This is a genomic window from Candidatus Roseilinea sp. NK_OTU-006 (assembly GCF_012931985.1).
Classification (GTDB): Bacteria; Chloroflexota; Anaerolineae; order J036; family Brachytrichaceae; genus JAAFGM01.
Genome location: NZ_JAAFGM010000026.1, coordinates 1 through 14,910 on the forward strand (window position 1 = coordinate 1; position 14,910 = coordinate 14,910).

At 63.2% G+C, this 14,910-nt stretch carries 13 protein-coding genes; 5 read left to right on the top strand and 8 right to left on the bottom strand.

From position 1 onward, the window contains the following. Window positions 1–148: 148 nt before the first annotated feature. The 6 genes from GXH28_RS12115 to GXH28_RS12140 form a co-directional block, all read right to left on the bottom strand. On the bottom strand, window positions 149–832 hold the full coding sequence (locus tag GXH28_RS12115; protein WP_169239294.1) for a hypothetical protein: 684 nt from the start codon (window positions 830–832) through the stop codon (window positions 149–151). A 158-nt stretch (window positions 833–990) separates the two neighbouring features. Next, on the bottom strand, window positions 991–1,869 hold the full coding sequence (locus GXH28_RS12120) for a TolB family protein (RefSeq protein ID WP_169239295.1): 879 nt from the start codon (window positions 1,867–1,869) through the stop codon (window positions 991–993). 232 nt (window positions 1,870–2,101) lie between these two features. Further along, window positions 2,102–3,949, bottom strand: coding sequence for a hypothetical protein (locus tag GXH28_RS12125; protein WP_169239296.1), 1,848 nt, complete (start codon window positions 3,947–3,949; stop codon window positions 2,102–2,104). Window positions 3,950–4,000: 51 nt separating this feature from the next. After that, window positions 4,001–4,714 (bottom strand): hypothetical protein, encoded by a 714-nt coding sequence (locus GXH28_RS12130; protein ID WP_169239297.1) that lies wholly within the window; start codon window positions 4,712–4,714, stop codon window positions 4,001–4,003. Window positions 4,715–4,839: 125 nt separating this feature from the next. Beyond that, the gene (locus GXH28_RS12135; RefSeq protein ID WP_169239298.1) at window positions 4,840–5,040 is read right to left on the bottom strand and encodes a hypothetical protein; all 201 of its coding nucleotides are present in this window, start codon (window positions 5,038–5,040) and stop codon (window positions 4,840–4,842) included. Between the two features lie 73 nt (window positions 5,041–5,113). After that, window positions 5,114–6,214, bottom strand: coding sequence for a dihydrodipicolinate synthase family protein (locus tag GXH28_RS12140; protein ID WP_240550374.1), 1,101 nt, complete (start codon window positions 6,212–6,214; stop codon window positions 5,114–5,116). Between the two features lie 223 nt (window positions 6,215–6,437). Between GXH28_RS12140 and argC the strand changes: the two genes are divergently transcribed. From argC to GXH28_RS16460, 4 genes are all read left to right on the top strand, one after another. Then, a complete protein-coding gene (argC, locus tag GXH28_RS12145) occupies window positions 6,438–7,502 on the top strand; it encodes an N-acetyl-gamma-glutamyl-phosphate reductase (protein ID WP_169239299.1) in 1,065 nt (354 codons plus the stop codon). After that, window positions 7,499–8,749, top strand: coding sequence for an acetylglutamate kinase (gene argB / locus GXH28_RS12150; protein WP_240550375.1), 1,251 nt, complete (start codon window positions 7,499–7,501; stop codon window positions 8,747–8,749). Before argC ends, argB begins: the two co-directional genes overlap by 4 nt. A 128-nt stretch (window positions 8,750–8,877) precedes the next feature. Continuing rightward, window positions 8,878–10,281 (top strand): argininosuccinate synthase, encoded by a 1,404-nt coding sequence (gene argG, locus GXH28_RS12155; RefSeq protein ID WP_169239301.1) that lies wholly within the window; start codon window positions 8,878–8,880, stop codon window positions 10,279–10,281. A gap of 13 nt (window positions 10,282–10,294) precedes the next feature. Next, complete coding sequence (locus GXH28_RS16460; RefSeq protein ID WP_206156836.1) at window positions 10,295–12,220, top strand: argininosuccinate synthase; 1,926 nt, start codon at window positions 10,295–10,297, stop codon at window positions 12,218–12,220. On the opposite strand, the gene trpD is transcribed toward GXH28_RS16460, so the two are convergent. Both trpD and GXH28_RS12170 read right to left on the bottom strand, forming a co-directional pair. Further along, window positions 12,217–13,272, bottom strand: coding sequence for an anthranilate phosphoribosyltransferase (gene trpD / locus GXH28_RS12165; protein ID WP_169239302.1), 1,056 nt, complete (start codon window positions 13,270–13,272; stop codon window positions 12,217–12,219). The two genes, GXH28_RS16460 and trpD, sit on opposite strands and share 4 nt — an antisense overlap. Before the next feature lie 71 nt (window positions 13,273–13,343). After that, window positions 13,344–14,114, bottom strand: a complete 771-nt coding sequence (locus GXH28_RS12170) for an SDR family NAD(P)-dependent oxidoreductase (RefSeq protein ID WP_169239303.1) — start codon at window positions 14,112–14,114, stop codon at window positions 13,344–13,346. 155 nt (window positions 14,115–14,269) lie between these two features. On the opposite strand from GXH28_RS12170, the gene GXH28_RS12175 reads away from it, so the two are divergent. Further along, window positions 14,270–14,902, top strand: coding sequence for a phosphatase PAP2 family protein (locus GXH28_RS12175; protein WP_169239304.1), 633 nt, complete (start codon window positions 14,270–14,272; stop codon window positions 14,900–14,902). The last annotated feature ends 8 nt before the right edge of the window (window positions 14,903–14,910 follow it).

The window sequence follows — 14,910 nt, forward strand, 5'->3', positions numbered from 1 at the left end:
ACATCTGATCGGGGGGAACGGCGGCACGCCGCAGCCATGCTCGCCACCTTATGTGAATGCACAGCAATCGGCTAGGCGCCGCAATCGGTCAGCGCCGCCGGCGGTGACTGTCACAAATCTGCGCTACACGCTTGGGTTAACCTCTTCCCTAGGCCAGCTCTTCAGCATAGCGCGCAAGGAAATCTACCTCTTCTACCAAGCGCCGAAGAAGATCACGCTGCTGCGGAGACCAAGATAACTGATGTCTGGTTTGTTTAGGCTGCTTGAAAACGATTTTCGCACAGTCTTTCACATAATCTTCATGCGGCTGTAAACTAAAAAAGGTGCACAGCTCACGAATAACTTGCTCCGGCTTGCTGGTCAAATCATCCAACCAGACTGTTTTGAAGTAAATGTCTCCGACCGCACGAAAGACTCGCTGCACGGTATTCACCATAAGCTTGTAGGCATCAATCGCTCCCTCAAGAGAAGGGGCATCACCACGAAGAACCATTGTGGTGATATTGTCAAGCGGGTGACGCACGACATGAATGATCTTCACCGGTACACTGACCCGACGTTGTAAGCGGTCAAGCAAAGCAAAATCATTGGCCAGACGACGACTGGTATCTCCTCCACGTTTGTCGCCGATCACGCGCAGTTGTCTGAAACGGCCCTGATGCTGCCCAGGAACCACATAAGAGTAGCCGCTCCACTTTCGCCCTCGCTGTGCGCACGTGCGAGACTGGTCTAAGAGCAGCCAAAAAAGTTGATTGCGAGAAAATCCGAAATTTACATAACGAAGAGAGTCAAGTTCGTGAGCAATTATTGCATCGGGATGGGCATCAATCAAAGAGCCAATCAGACTGTGCCCACTCCGTGGATAGCCAACAAACAGGCAAAACATCTCTACGTGAGTAAATACAGACCTGTAAAGATGGCCCCCCCACGCTGAACGAATATAATCCAGGCCTAGGCGAGAGACGCGCATCAGACGATACGGTAGGGTTGTCATTTGATCCACACAGGATTGCGGTGATCGGCTTGACCAGAAGTGATGGGGGTCAGCAAGATACCAGATTGACCCAGTTCTAGAAGATAAATTTGCCAATTTGCTTCCAGCGAGGGACGTGCGCTGACCAAAAGGGTATCCTCATCTATCCAGAACGGATCACGGAACTGCCCAAGGCCAGAGGTAATCTGCTGATAGTTAGAACCATCAGCGTTAACAAGTGCAATGTGAATTTCAAGCTCGGCAACCTGCCGCACTGTTATTGCAATCCGATTACCACTCGGCGAGAATCTCCCTTGGTCATAAGCGTAACCAGACAAATTGACCAACAAGCGTTGCTCAGTTCCATCGGGTTTCATTGTATAGAGTCGAAAATTACCGTCACCACGATCGGAAGCAAAGAGGATGAGCTTCCCATCCGGCGACCAGACTGCTGAAGCATCGTTGAACCCAGGATTGTTGGACAGATTTACCTGATCGCTGCCATCAGCATTGGCTAGGTACACCTCAAAATCTCCATCCCGGTTTGTATGAAAGACTAATTTATTTCCATCTGGGCTATAGGCAGGAGCGCCATTGTAGGCTCCTTCCGTGACGAGCACTTGGCGCTTAAAATCCAGATCCACACTTTCGATATGATAGCGATACTCACCCCCCAGCAGTTTACCTGCTGTAAAAGCCACACGACGGCCATCGGGCGACCAGAAAGGTTCTGCATCACCAGGCTCAGGTGATTGTGTAAGTCGCTTTCGTTGACCCGTGGCAAAGTCTATGACCATGATTTGGAACACGCCCCCTTCGTTGGTTGCTAAAGCAAGCTGGCCTCCTATGTCAGGTCGTCCCGTAAAAGCCATCGTGTTGGAGGGGGGAAGAATCATCGTTGAACGTCCGCCACTATCCATCGACGATGAAGACGGCGTCGCAGTGACCACTCTGACTGGACGCAATTCCGTCGTTGCTAGAGGGCTGAGCGTCGAGGATTGCGCATCCCTCCCGGATTGACAAGATACAATCACAGGGGCCATTAGACCAAAGAACCAGCATAGTGGAATCGCAAGTTTTGGCATAAAGCTACTCCAAGTGTGAGCGAGATCACAAATTCAAATGTTCTTAAAAAAAGCGCGCAGTCTGCGCAAATGTCATGATCCATAGCGTGATTAAGATAAGGGCGCATGATAAAGCAAAAAGGCAGTTTCGGGACAACGGCGCGACCATCAGGCTCAGCACCGCCATTCCCCCGAACAGATACCGGCCCTGCGGCAGCCAGGTGCCCTCGGCGGCGAAGCTGAGCAGCGGCGCAAAGGTCTGCGCCACCAACAAGCCCAGCCCTACGCCCCACAGCGCCAATAGCGCCGCCGCGTCGGGATCAGGCCGGCGCGCGATCACGTCGCGCGCTGCCAACGCAAACGCCGCCCCAACGCCCATCGCCAGCAAGGTCACCCAGCCCATGTGTATGGTGGGATTGGCCGCCCGCGCAAAGATGCCAAACTTGCCCCAGAAGCTCTGCTGCACAAACGCAATCGCCGTCGGCAGGCGTTCCCCAAAAGCCGCCAGGTTGGCCCGATAGTCATTGACGAAACGCACCATCTGGCCATACGCCCCCAACGGCTCGGCCACAGCCAGCAACAGCTCGGCCAGCACAGGCCGCGCCATCTCGGCAGACGGATTGGGCAGGGGCAACTGCAAGTCACCGGCGCGCAGCGCCAAGCCGTCAAACAACGCCGTCTGCCCCGGCGCGCCCGCCATCAGCCACACCGTCAGGCGCGTCGCGCGCGGGTCCAGCGGCATAGTCGCGCGCAGCGGCTGCCAGCCGGCGGCCTCTAGGCTGACGCGCACCGTATTGCCCACGTCGTCATCCAGCCGCACTGCCGCCCGTCCCAGCGCCCAGCCCTCCAGCGTCAGCATGGCGCCATCGGCCAAGCCCACCGGCCGCCGCACAGTAGTGCGCACCCAAGCGGCGGAAGGTTCTGCGCCGGCGCGCAGGCGAAACGCCCGCCCGCCATCGCGGGCTGCTTCCTGCGTCCAGGCCGGCTCCCAGCGCGCCGCACTGCGCCAGTTGGCCGGGACCGGGCCGGGGACGAAGTAAAGCGCGCCGGCCAACGCCAGCACGCTCACTCCCAAGGCGCCGGCCGCCAGCAACACCCGCCGGCGCGTTGCCGGCGCTCGGCGGCGCAACCACCATGCCCCCAGCACCAGCGGCGCCCATGCCACCAGAAACACCCCGGTGCGCTTGGCCAGCACCGCCAGCGCGATCAACGCTGCGATCAACGCCACCCGCCGCCAGGGGTAACCGCGCCGCCAGCCGGCTGCCAACTGCCACGCCGCCGCCGAGGCAAACAGCATCACCCCGTTGTCATTGTTCACCCCGCTGCCGATGTACACAAACATCGGCTGCAAGACGGCAAAGGCGCCGGCGCCCAGCACCGGCCAAATGCGCCAGCCCATCACCTCGCCGGCGGTCAGCACGATGAACACCACCCCCAGCGCAAAAATCACCCGCGAGGCCAGGCGCAACGCGCGCAACTGATCGTCAATCGGCCAATGCACCACCAGCGCCTGCACCGGTGCCAACATGGCGTAATAGGCCGGCGTGCTGTTCTGCAACTGGCTGAAGGCATACACATAGGCGTCGTCAATCACCGCAGTGTCTGGAATCGCCCCGCCCGAGGTCCAGCCCCCCGGCAAAATGCGCTTGGGCGGCTGCTCCGGGCGGCGAAAACCCAGATACTCCCAGTAACGGTTCTCCCACATCGAGCGCAACATCTGCGCCTGGAGTTCCGGGTCGGCGTCGGCCGGCGTGGGAGGCCGGCCCAGCTTGACCAGCAGCCGCACATACTCGTAATGCGCCGCCTCATCCGGGATCTGCCACAGCGGGATGATCGCGCCCCATAGGTTGGCGTGCAAAAAAGCCGCCAGGAAGAACAGGCCAACCACCAGCGCGCGGGCGCGCGGCGTCATGAGAGTGCGGTGCGATGTCGAGGGGACCATGAATCCAGGCAAGCCGGCCTGCTACCACTCAAAGCTTTGCACGACGATGACGCCCCGCTCGGCAGCGCGCCGCACAAACGATGGCCGGGCAAAGTGCGTGATAATCAGCGGGACAATCTCCAGGCCGGGATGGGACCGGCGCACCACCGCCACTTTCCGGGCAAGTTGCGCCAGCGTCTCGTTCTCTTCCTGGCGATTCGAGCGCCGTTCGTCCAGTTGCAGTTTGGTCTCGCCCACGATTAAAAGCTCCTGGTCGTTGCGACGCGCTTTGCCGAAGATGTTGATCTCTTCGCCGGCTATCTCGGTGCGCACCAGACGATCGATCACTTGCAAGTTGTGTTGTCGCAGCAGAAAAGCCGGCAGCATGCGATACGCCTCGTTCTCCAGCGCATACCCAACACTGCGAGACAACCCGCCCAGATCAGCCCGCACCTGAGTCAGCCCCCGCGCAAACAGTTTCATCTCCTGGGCAAGCTCATCCATGCGCATGGCCAACATATTCATGTGCTGCTCGGTGCGCTGTTGCGCCTGCGCCAGCTCCTCCATGCGCTGCTCGGTGCGCTGCTGCGCCTGCGCGAGTTGAGCGACAATGGCCTTCAGCTCATTGAAGTCACTGGTCTTGACCAGGCTGTTATAGGCGTCCGTAATCACCTCCGCCAGCACTTCGGCTTGCTGGGGAGGGAAATAGCGCTTAAGTTTTTGCTCAGCCCGCTCCTGCTGCGACTCGACCTGCACAATCTCATTCTACAGCAGCATGGATCACAGCGCGGCATTCGGGCAGATATCTGAGGGATAGGTCTTAAGCGCGGCGCTTCAGGTGAGAGGCATGGCAAGACACGCTTGCCGAGCGGCTGGCTTTATCAGGTTGCCGGACGGGGGAGCATAGCGCGACAGATATGACAAATCAAATCGCCTTCCGGCGTTTCGTCTATCTCAGCGCGCCCATGGCACTGCGCACAGTTCTCATACTGATCCCAGTCTTTCTGAAGGATGAACTCGCCGGACTCCGCATGAAAGCGCAACCAGGCGACGCGCCGACCGGCATAGAACGATACGCGCATGTCAGACGGAAATGTAACGAGGATGTACCCATGTGTCAAGCGCGGCTGGGGGGCCGGGGCGCGCGATGCGCCCTCACACTGTGCGCGACGCGCGCCGCAGGTCGGCGGAAGCAGCATCCGACAAGACCGCTTGCAGCTCGTCGAACAAGCGATCCACTTCACCGCGCAGGTCGGCGTCCAGGCGATAGCCGACCGGCCCGCGCACGATCGCGTTCTTGAACACACCACGTTTGACAAGCAGGTGCTTCTCCACGGCCAGAAAGGCGTCCAGGTTCGTCAAGCGACCGACCAGCGCGCTGAGCGGGGCAGAGAGCCGATTGGCCATATGCGCGTCGCCGGCCTTGAGCGCGCGCCACAACGCGACGATCACGTCCACCAAGTCGGCGCCGGGCATGACGCCGGCGATGCCGCGGGCGTAGCTGTCGGTCAGCGCTGCGCCGCCAGAACCCTCGAAGATGCGGGCGCGGCCGCCGGTGGCATAGCGCAGTTCGCTCAGGCGCGGCCCGATGGGGTGCGCCTCCGGCTTGAACATCACGCGCGGGCCATGTGTGTTGAACAGGTCGGCTTGTAGCGCGATGGACATGGGCCGGCCGACGTAGCCGCTCGCATCTTGCACGATGACCGGAATAGAGACGGCGCTGAGGATGCGCGCGTAATAGCGCCCGATTTCAGACTCGTCGGCATGGGTCGCTAGCGGCGGGATGGCCATCACCGCATCCGCGCCGACGGCCTCGGCGTGGCGGGCCAAGTCCTCGGCGACTCGGCTGGATTCTGCGCCAACGCTGATGATCACCGCGCCGCGCGGGCCACCGATGGCGCAGGCCGCTTCGGCCAGCGCGCGGCGCTCGTCGCTGCTTAGCCGCAGCGTCTCCGATACCATCGCCATGACGATGCCATCCGCGCCCTGATCGAAGAGCCAGTGAATTTCTTTCTCCAACGTCTCAAAGTCAATTGTTTCGTCCTCGTGGTAGGGCGTTTGGAAGACGGGCAAGACGCCGGCGATGGGATGAGGGTGCGCGTTGTTCATGGCTAGGTTAGTGGCTGGCGATAGCCGATGCAGCGCCGGCCCAATCGTATCAGAGTTCTCCACGTCGTCTAACGCGTTGTCCGGGCGCGGGCACACTTTGCGCGCGCCCGGCGCGCGCCGCCGCACTGCGTTGACATGTGCGCTCATCCTCATATAATGCGCGGCGAAATGGTGGCTTTCGAGATCCGCTTCCGTCGTCCGCGTTCCATGGGCCGTGTGTCCGGCGCATGCGCGCGCGCGCGACGAGGCTAGTCTCGATTGCGCTCGGTTTCGCAGCGAAGCCCCTGACACACGGCGCGGTGTTGGGGGCTTTCCATTTTGGCACGCATCCTTTGTTCTATCGGCTGAGCAGCTCAATCACCAACGAAAGATGATCAAGGTGGGAATCTTCGGGGCGACCGGCTACACCGGCGCGGAACTGGTCAGATGGCTGGCGCGGCATCGCCGCGCGCGCATCGTCTTTGCGCACAGCGAAAGCCACGCCGGCGCAAAGCTGAGCGAGGTGATGCCTTGCCTGTTCGACTTGACCCTCGTTGCGGCAGACGATGCGCCGCTGGATGAAGTGGACCTCGTGTTCTCGTGCCTGCCGCACGGCGCCAGCGCCGAGTTGTGCAAGCGGGCGTTGACGGCCGGCAAGCGCGTCGTGGACTTCTCGGCGGACTTCCGATTGCGCGACGCCGCAACCTACGCCGAGTGGTATAAACACGCTCACCCGCATCCCGAATTGCTGGCCGAGGCCATCTATGGCCTACCCGAGGTCTATCGGCGCGACATCGCCGACGCGCAACTGGTGGCCAACCCCGGCTGCTATCCCACCAGCATCCTCCTTGGCCTGTTGCCGTTGTTAGAGCTGGGCGCACTGGCCGATCCGGTCATCATCGCCGACAGCAAGAGCGGCGTGAGCGGCGCGGGGCGCAAGCCAACCCAGGCGACCCATTTCGTCGAAGTGAACGAATCGCTCGCCCCATACAACATCGGCCATGTGCACCGCCACGTGCCGGAGATCGAACAGGAGTTGAACGCTGCCTGGCAAGGTGCAGATTGGAGATTTGAGACCGGAGATTCAATCTCTAACCCCCCATCTCCCATCTCCGTGATCTTCTCCCCTCACCTCTTGCCGATCTCGCGCGGCATGCTCAGCATGATCTACGTCCGGCTCACGCCGGAGGCGGCGCGGCAGGACTGGCACGCGATCTTCGCGCAGCGCTACGCGGGCGAACCGTTCGTGCGCGTGTTGCCCAAGGGCCAGATTGCGACGATCGCCCACGCCGCGCACACGAACTACGCCGTGCTTTCGGTGCATCCGGTCGCCGGCATGCCCGATCGCTTGCAAATCGTCTCTTGTATAGATAACCTGGTGAAGGGCGCAAGCGGCCAGGCCGTGCAAAACATGAACGTCATGTTCGGCCTGGACGAATGCGAGGGGTTGCAATGAGCATCGAGATCATCGAGGTCACCTCGCCGGAGCAGATCGCGCAGTTTCGCGCGCTGCTGATGGACTACTACCAGGAGCGCCCGAACAGCTTCAGCGAGCGCATGGCGCAGGACTTGCAAGACCTGCCTGGGCGCTACGCGGCACCGCACGGCGGGATGTTCCTGGCGCTGTGCAATGGCCAACCCATCGCCACGGCGGCCTGGACGCAGCACACGCCGGCGCTGGTCGAGATGAAGCGCGTCTATGTGCGCCCGGAATATCGTCGCCAGGGGGTCGCGCGCGCGCTCGCGCAACACATCATCGCGATTGCGCGCGCGCGCGGATTTGCGCAGGTGGTCATCAGCACCTGGGCCGATGCCGAGGACGCCGTCGCGCTGTATCGCCGACTCGGCTTCACCGAGATCCCGCCCTTCAAGCCTTCGACCGTCCCCGGCCTCATCTACCTGGGCCTCGACTTATCGCCGGCTCGTCCGGCCGGTGCGCAAGTGATCAAAGTCGGCGGCGGCGAGCTGGACGATCCGGCCTTCGTGGCGCAGTTCGCCGGGTCCATCGCGCGGATGAAGCGCGCCGGAGCGCAGCCGATCATCGCGCACGGCGGCGGCAAGGCGCTGACCCAACTGCTGGCGATGATGGATGCGCCGACGCAGTTCGTGGAGGGCCTGCGGGTGACCGACGCCCGGACGCGCGACGCGGCGCTGATGGCATTAAGCGGGCTGGCAAACAAAAAACTGGTCGCCGCCCTGATTGGGCAGGGCGTGGACGCCATCGGCCTCAGCGGCCTCGACGCCGGCTTAGTCCGCGTGGCGCGCCTCAACGACGCCCTCGGGTTCGTCGGTCGGCCCGTCAGCGTGCGCGCGTCGTTGATCGCCGCATGGCTCGCGCAGGGCCTCACACCGGTGATTGCGCCGATGTCGCTGGGCGCCGACGGCGAGATCTACAACGTCAACGCCGATCACATCGCCGGCGCGATCGCCGTCGCGGTGGACGCCGGCATGCTCACGTTCGTGACCAACGTGCCGGGGGTGCTCGATCGAGGCGGCTCGCTCATTCCCGATCTCTCCGCGGCCCGAGCCGAAGCCATGATCGCCGACGGCGCAATCTCCGGCGGCATGATCCCTAAGGTGCGCACGGCGCTGGAGGCGCTCAGCGCCGGCGTGCGTCGCGTGCGCATTACCAACTTGGCCGGGCTGGCCAGCGGCGATGGGACGGTGTTCGCGTTGCCCGCATCGCGCGTCGGAGGGGTCTAACGGTGAATGCGGATACACAGGCAGCGGAGCAGGTCAAGGGATTCGTCGAGATCATTCGGCGCGACTTTCCCACGGCACAAGCGATTTACCTATTCGGCAGCTATTGAAAGTTTGATTGAGTCGGCACCATGTCAAGAATCTTGCAATCTCTCCCCAAAGGCGAAAAGATCGGCATCGCGTTCAGCGGCGGCCTCGACACCAGCGCGGCCGTCACCTGGATGCGCGAGAAAGGAGGCATCCCATACGCCTACACCGCCAACCTCGGCCAGCCGGATGAGCCGAACTACGAGGAAATCCCCGAGCGCGCGCTCAAACACGGCGCGGAGAAAGCCGTGTTGGTGGATTGTCGCAGGCAACTGGTTCAAGAGGGACTCGTAGCATTGCAGTGTGGCGCTTTTCACATCAGCACCGCCGGCAAGACCTACTTCAACACCACGCCGCTGGGCCGCGCCGTGACCGGCACCATGCTGGTAAACGCCATGAAGGAAGACGGCGTCAACATCTGGGGCGACGGCAGCACTTACAAAGGCAACGACATCGAGCGCTTCTACCGTTACGGCTTGCTGGTGAATCCCAACCTGCGCATCTACAAGCCGTGGCTCGACCCGGAGTTCGTCGCCGAGCTGGGCGGTCGCAAAGAGATGAGCGAGTGGCTGGAGCGGCGCGGCTTCAAATACCGCATGTCGGCCGAGAAGGCATACTCCACAGATGCCAACATTTGGGGGTGCACGCACGAAGCCAAACACCTGGAATTTCTGGACGCCAGCGCCTACATCGTCAATCCCATGATGGGAGTACGGTTCTGGGACCCGGCCGTGAAGATCGAGCCGGAGGTGGTCAAAGTCACCTTCTACGAGGGCATGCCGGTCGAGATCAACGGGCGTGAATATCGCGACCCGGTGGCGCTGGTGATGGAGGCGAACAAGATCGGCGGCCGGCACGGTTTGGGCATGAGTGACCAGATCGAGAACCGCATCATCGAGGCTAAGAGCCGGGGCGTGTATGAAGCGCCCGGCATGGCGCTGCTGTTCATCGTCTACGAGCGGCTGGTCACGGCCATCCACAACGAGGACACCATCGAGAACTACCGCACGCTGGGCCGCCGGCTGGGGCGCAAACTGTACGAGGGCCGCTGGTTCGACCCACAAGCCATGATGTTGCGCGAGAGCCTGCAACGCTGGGTGGGCAAAGCGGTCACCGGCACGGTCACGCTCGAGCTGCGCCGCGGCGACGACTACACCATCCTGAACACCACCGGCCCGCACCTGACGTACCATCCCGAACGGCTGAGCATGGAGAGCGGCCAAGCCGAGTTCGGCCCGCTCGATCGCATCGGCCAACTGACCATGCGCAACCTCGATATTGCCGATAGCCGGGAGAAGCTGGGCGTGTATGCCCGGGCCGGCGTGCTGAACCTAGATGGCGGCGCCGAATTGGGCTTGCTGGAAGCCACTGCGCGGTCCGCGTCGCCTGGGCCTCAGCCCAAGCCCCCCGGCGATGACGGCGAGTGGATCACGGATCTGGAGGGCTAGAGGGCCGGTTGCCGTGACCGTCATCATTCGACCCGCGACGCTCGACGATGTGCCGGCCATCGTCATGCTGATCGCGCAGAACGCGCGCAAGGGCGGCCTACTGCCGCGCGACGAGGCGAGCGTGCGCGCGCACATCGGCAATTTCCTCGTCGCCGTGCAAGTGGCCCTAGACGAAGGATCGTCGGAGGCCGGACCGGACGCGCTCGGCGCTCCATCCAGGATCGTCGGCTGTGGTTCGCTCCTGCCGATGAACGCCACGCTGGTCGAGCTGCGTTCGCTGGCGGTGGACGAAGCGGCGCGCGGGGCCGGCATCGGTCAGCGCCTCGTTGCGGCCCTGGTTGAAGAAGCGCGCCGGCGCCGGTTCGGCACCATCTTCGCGCTCACCCGCGTCGTCGGTTTTTTTGAAAGGTGCGGCTTCACCGTAGCGCCCAAAGCCTTCTTTCCCGAGAAGGTATGGAACGACTGCGTCGCCTGCCCGATGCTGGAGAACTGCGACGAGGTCGCCGTGATGATGCCGTTGCAGCAAGGCGAACCCGGCGCCATTCGCGTCACACCTGAGGATCGTGAGCGCGTGCTACAAGCCATCCAGGCAGGGCGCATCGCGCGGCGCGGCGTCAGCCGCGAGAACCTCATCCCGCTGGAGACAGTCGCCCGGCTGACCGAAGAGGTCAAGGCCCATCGCGCGCAGGGCTTCGCCGTTCCCAAGCGCGATGTGCGCAAGGTGGTGCTGGCCTACAACGGCGGGCTTGATTCGTCGGCCAGCGTGCCGTGGCTGATCGAACACTATGGCTGCGAGGTGATCTGCTTCGTCGCCGACATCGGCCAGCGCGAGGACTTTGAGGCCATCCGGCAGAAAGCATTGCGCACTGGCGCGAGCAAGGTCATCATCAAAGACTTGCGCGATGAGTTCGCCAACGAATATCTCTTCCCGCTGATCCAAAGCGGCGCGATCTACGAGAACAAGTATTTGCTCGGTGCTTCCATCTCGCGCCCGCTCATCGCCAAGCATCAGGTGGCCGTGGCCGAAGCCGAAGGCGCGGACGCCGTGGCGCACGGCGCGACCGGCAAAGGCAACGATCAGGTGCGCTTCGAGCTGACCTATATGGCGATGAACCCCAAACTGCGCGTCATCGCGCCCTGGCGCGAGTGGGCGTTCAACGGTTGGCAGGAGGTCTATGAATACGCCCGCTCGCGCGGCGTGCCGCTGGGCGAATACGAGAAAGGCGTGTACACGACGGACGAGAACCTCTGGCACTTCAGCCATGAAGGCGGCCGGCTGGAGGACTTGGAGTACGAGCCGGAGGAGTGCTTATGGGAATGGACGAACGCCATCGAAGAGACGCCCGATCAGCCGGAGTACGTCGAAGTCGAGTTCATCAACGGCATACCGAAACGGCTGAACGGCGTCGCGCTGGGCGGCGCCGCGCTCATCGAGCGGCTGAACGAGATCGGCTCGCTGCACGGCATCGGCCGCGCCGATCTGGTGGAGAACCGCTTGATCGGCATGAAGGTGCGCCGGCTGGACGAAGCCCCCGGCGGCATCATCCTGCGCGTCGCCCATCAAAGCCTGGAAGAGATCACGCTCGACCGCGAGACCATGCACTTCAAGCAGATGGTGGCGCTCAAGTACGCTGAGGTGGTCTATAACGGCCAGTGGTTCACGCCGTTGCGCGACGCGCTGCAGGCCTTCGTCACCGTCACTCAGCGCGACGTCACCGGCAGCGCGCGCGTCAAGCTGTTCAAGGGCAACGCGATGGTCGTGCAGCGCCGCGCCGCCTATTCGCTCTACCGCGAAGACCTCGCCACCTTCAACACCGACGCGGCTTACGACCACGACGACGCCGACGGCTTCGTGAAGCTCTATGGCCTGCCGATGCGCGTCAAGGCGCAGCTTGACCGACGACGCGTGACGCGCGCCACGTCGCAGGACGCGGGCTAACGTGAAGCGACGCTTGAATCGCCGCCCAGCTTCTGACTCAGCGCAATCAGCGCTTCGAGCTTCTTCAGCGCGGCCCCGCTGCGGATGCTCTCGCGCGCCATCTCGATGCCGGTCGCGATGTCCGGCGCAGCATCGGCGGCGTAGAGCGCCGCGCCCGCATTCAACAGCACCACATCGCAGCGCGCCTGCACGTCCTCGCCGGAGAGGATGGCGCGGGTGATGGCCGCGTTGAAGTCCGGCGAGCCGCCGCCCAGGTCATCGAGCGTCGCCGGTTTGAAGCCGTAATCCAGCGCGTCGAGTGGATACTCCGTGACCCGGCCGTCGCGCACTTCGGCGACCCTGTTGGGGCCAACGGTCGTCAGCTCGTCAATGCCGGTCACCTGCGGCGACGAGCCGCTGACGACCAGGGCGTGCGCGTCCTCCAGTTGCACCAGCACATCGGCCATCAGGCGCACGTAGCGCCAATCCCACACGCCGAGCAAGTGATGGCGGGCGAGGGCGGGATTGGTGGCCGGGCCGATGATGTTGAAGAGGGTGCGCTGGCCGATCTCGCGGCGCGCGCCGGCGACGTTCTTCATGGCGGGATGGTGCACCGGCGCGAAGGCGAAGCCGATGCCGATTTCGTCTATGCAACGGCCGACCTGCTCCGGCGTCAGATCCACTTTCACGCCCAGCGCGTGGAGCACGTCGGCGCTGCCGCTTTGCGACGATGCGGCGCGATTGCCATGTTTGGCCACCGGCACGCCAGCGCCGGCCACCACAAATGCAGCCGTTGTGCTGATGTTGAAGGTGTTGGAGCGGTCGCCGCCGGTGCCGACCACGTCAATCAGCCTGGGCTGATGGGTGGGGATGCGCGCCATGTGCGCCCGCAGCGCTCGCATGCTGCCCACGATCTCATCGGCGGATTCGCCCTTCATATGCAGCGCGGCCAGGTAAGCGCCGATCTGCGCCGGCGTAGCCGCGCCGCGCATGATGTCGTTCATCGCTTCCTCGGCCTCTTCAGCCGTGAGCGAAGTGTGGGTGAACAGCTTGGCGATGGCTTGTTGGATCATAGGGATGGATTATCGCTGAGCGCGTCGGCGTTGCGCAATGCGGCGAGCCGCTCCGGCATCGCCGATCCGTTTCACCAATAACCGAACGCCAGGTAGCCGCCGTCCACGTAGAGCGCGTGACCGGTGATGAAGGCCGCCTTGGGCGAGCACAGAAAGGATACGGCGTTGGCGACGTCCGCGACTGTCGCCAGCCGTCCCAGCGGGATGCGCCTTTTCAACGCCTCTACGCTCACCACGCCCCGTCGAATGTTCTCGAACGTCATGTCGGTCTCGGTGTGGCACGGCCCAACGGCGTTGACGCGGATGCCGTATTGCGCCCACTCAATGGCCAACGTCTTGGTCATCATGTTGACGCCGGCTTTGGCGCACGCATAGGCCGTGCGCATGGGAAAGGCGGCCTCGGCGTTGATCGAGGAGATGTTCACGATGCAGCCGCCCCAGCCCTGCTTGACCATCTGTCGGCCGGCGGCCTGAGAGGCGAAGAACACGCCGTTGAGCTGCACCTCGATCATGCGTCGCCAGTTCTCGGGCGACACATCGAGCGACGGCTCGGGCCGGCTGATGCCGGCGCTGTTCACCAGCACATCCACCCGCCCGAACGCCTCAACGGTTCGGGCGATCATGGCGGCGCACGCGTCGGGGTCGGTGATGTCCACCGGCAGCGCCAAGGCCGGTCGGCCCTGCGCGACGAACGTCTCGGCGGTTGCTCGCGCAGCGTCATCGCGCAGGTCGGCGATCACGACGGCGTAGCCATCGGCGGCGAGTTGGTCAGCGCAGCCTTTGCCGATGCCGCCGGCTGCGCCGGTGATGACGGCGACGGGAAGCGATGCGACTTCACTCATGACCTTATTTAAGCCCGAGGCAGTCTCCGGCGCAACAGACGATGAATCCGCCCGCTATCCTGAACCATGCAGTCGGCTAATCTGTTGTTAACGGAGAGGCAAGCTGAGCTTAACGCTAGAGCGATATTGTGCTTTCTTGGCAAAGGTAAGCAACCATGTCGTATCCCGCTGTGTCCGGCCAAGTTGCGCCCGATGCGCTGTTTGCGCCGCCCCTGCGCCGGCTGCGCCTCGACCGCGTCGCCGGTTGGATCTCCAACGCCACCCATCCCCCCATCGTCGGCGCCTTCAGTGTGCTCGTCGCCGCGCTTGTCCTGGCCAGCGTCGCAGCCTGGCTGTGGGGCGCAGGGTATCTGGTGCTTGCCGTCCTGCTGCCCACCCTCTACGTAGCCTACATGGTGCGGCGCGGCGAGATCACCGACATGCAACTGCCGAACCGGCGCCAGCGCCTCAAGCCATATTGCGTCGCCACGGCGTGCATGGCGCTGGCTGCGCTGGCGCTGCAATGGACCCATGCGCCGCGCCTGCTGCAGCAGATAGCCCTGATCAACGTCATCCAGTCCGCTGCGCTGTTCTTGGCGACCCTGCGCTGGAAGATCAGCGCGCATTGCGCCGCGATGGGGGCGCTCGCTGTGTTGACTTGGACGCTGTTCGGCGCCGGCAGCTTGCCGTTTTGCGCTGCTGTGCCGGCGGTGGCCTGGGCGCGCGTGTGGTTGAAGCGACACGACGTCTTACAAGTGCTGGCCGGTGCGATGCTCGGCGTCGCTGTCGCCTGGATTGTGCTGCGCTGATCAAGGAC

Coding starts and splice junctions, on each gene's coding strand:
- GXH28_RS12140 (WP_240550374.1), bottom strand. CDS start 6,214: ATGAGCGCACATGTCAACGCAGTGCGGCGGCGCGCGCCGGGCGCGCGC.
- argG (WP_169239301.1), top strand. CDS start 8,878: ATGTCAAGAATCTTGCAATCTCTCCCCAAAGGCGAAAAGATCGGCATC.
- GXH28_RS12135 (WP_169239298.1), bottom strand. CDS start 5,040: ATGCGCGTATCGTTCTATGCCGGTCGGCGCGTCGCCTGGTTGCGCTTT.
- GXH28_RS12120 (WP_169239295.1), bottom strand. CDS start 1,869: ATGATTCTTCCCCCCTCCAACACGATGGCTTTTACGGGACGACCTGAC.
- GXH28_RS12170 (WP_169239303.1), bottom strand. CDS start 14,114: ATGAGTGAAGTCGCATCGCTTCCCGTCGCCGTCATCACCGGCGCAGCC.
- trpD (WP_169239302.1), bottom strand. CDS start 13,272: ATGATCCAACAAGCCATCGCCAAGCTGTTCACCCACACTTCGCTCACG.
- argC (WP_169239299.1), top strand. CDS start 6,438: ATGATCAAGGTGGGAATCTTCGGGGCGACCGGCTACACCGGCGCGGAA.
- GXH28_RS12125 (WP_169239296.1), bottom strand. CDS start 3,949: ATGACGCCGCGCGCCCGCGCGCTGGTGGTTGGCCTGTTCTTCCTGGCG.
- GXH28_RS12175 (WP_169239304.1), top strand. CDS start 14,270: ATGTCGTATCCCGCTGTGTCCGGCCAAGTTGCGCCCGATGCGCTGTTT.
- argB (WP_240550375.1), top strand. CDS start 7,499: ATGAGCATCGAGATCATCGAGGTCACCTCGCCGGAGCAGATCGCGCAG.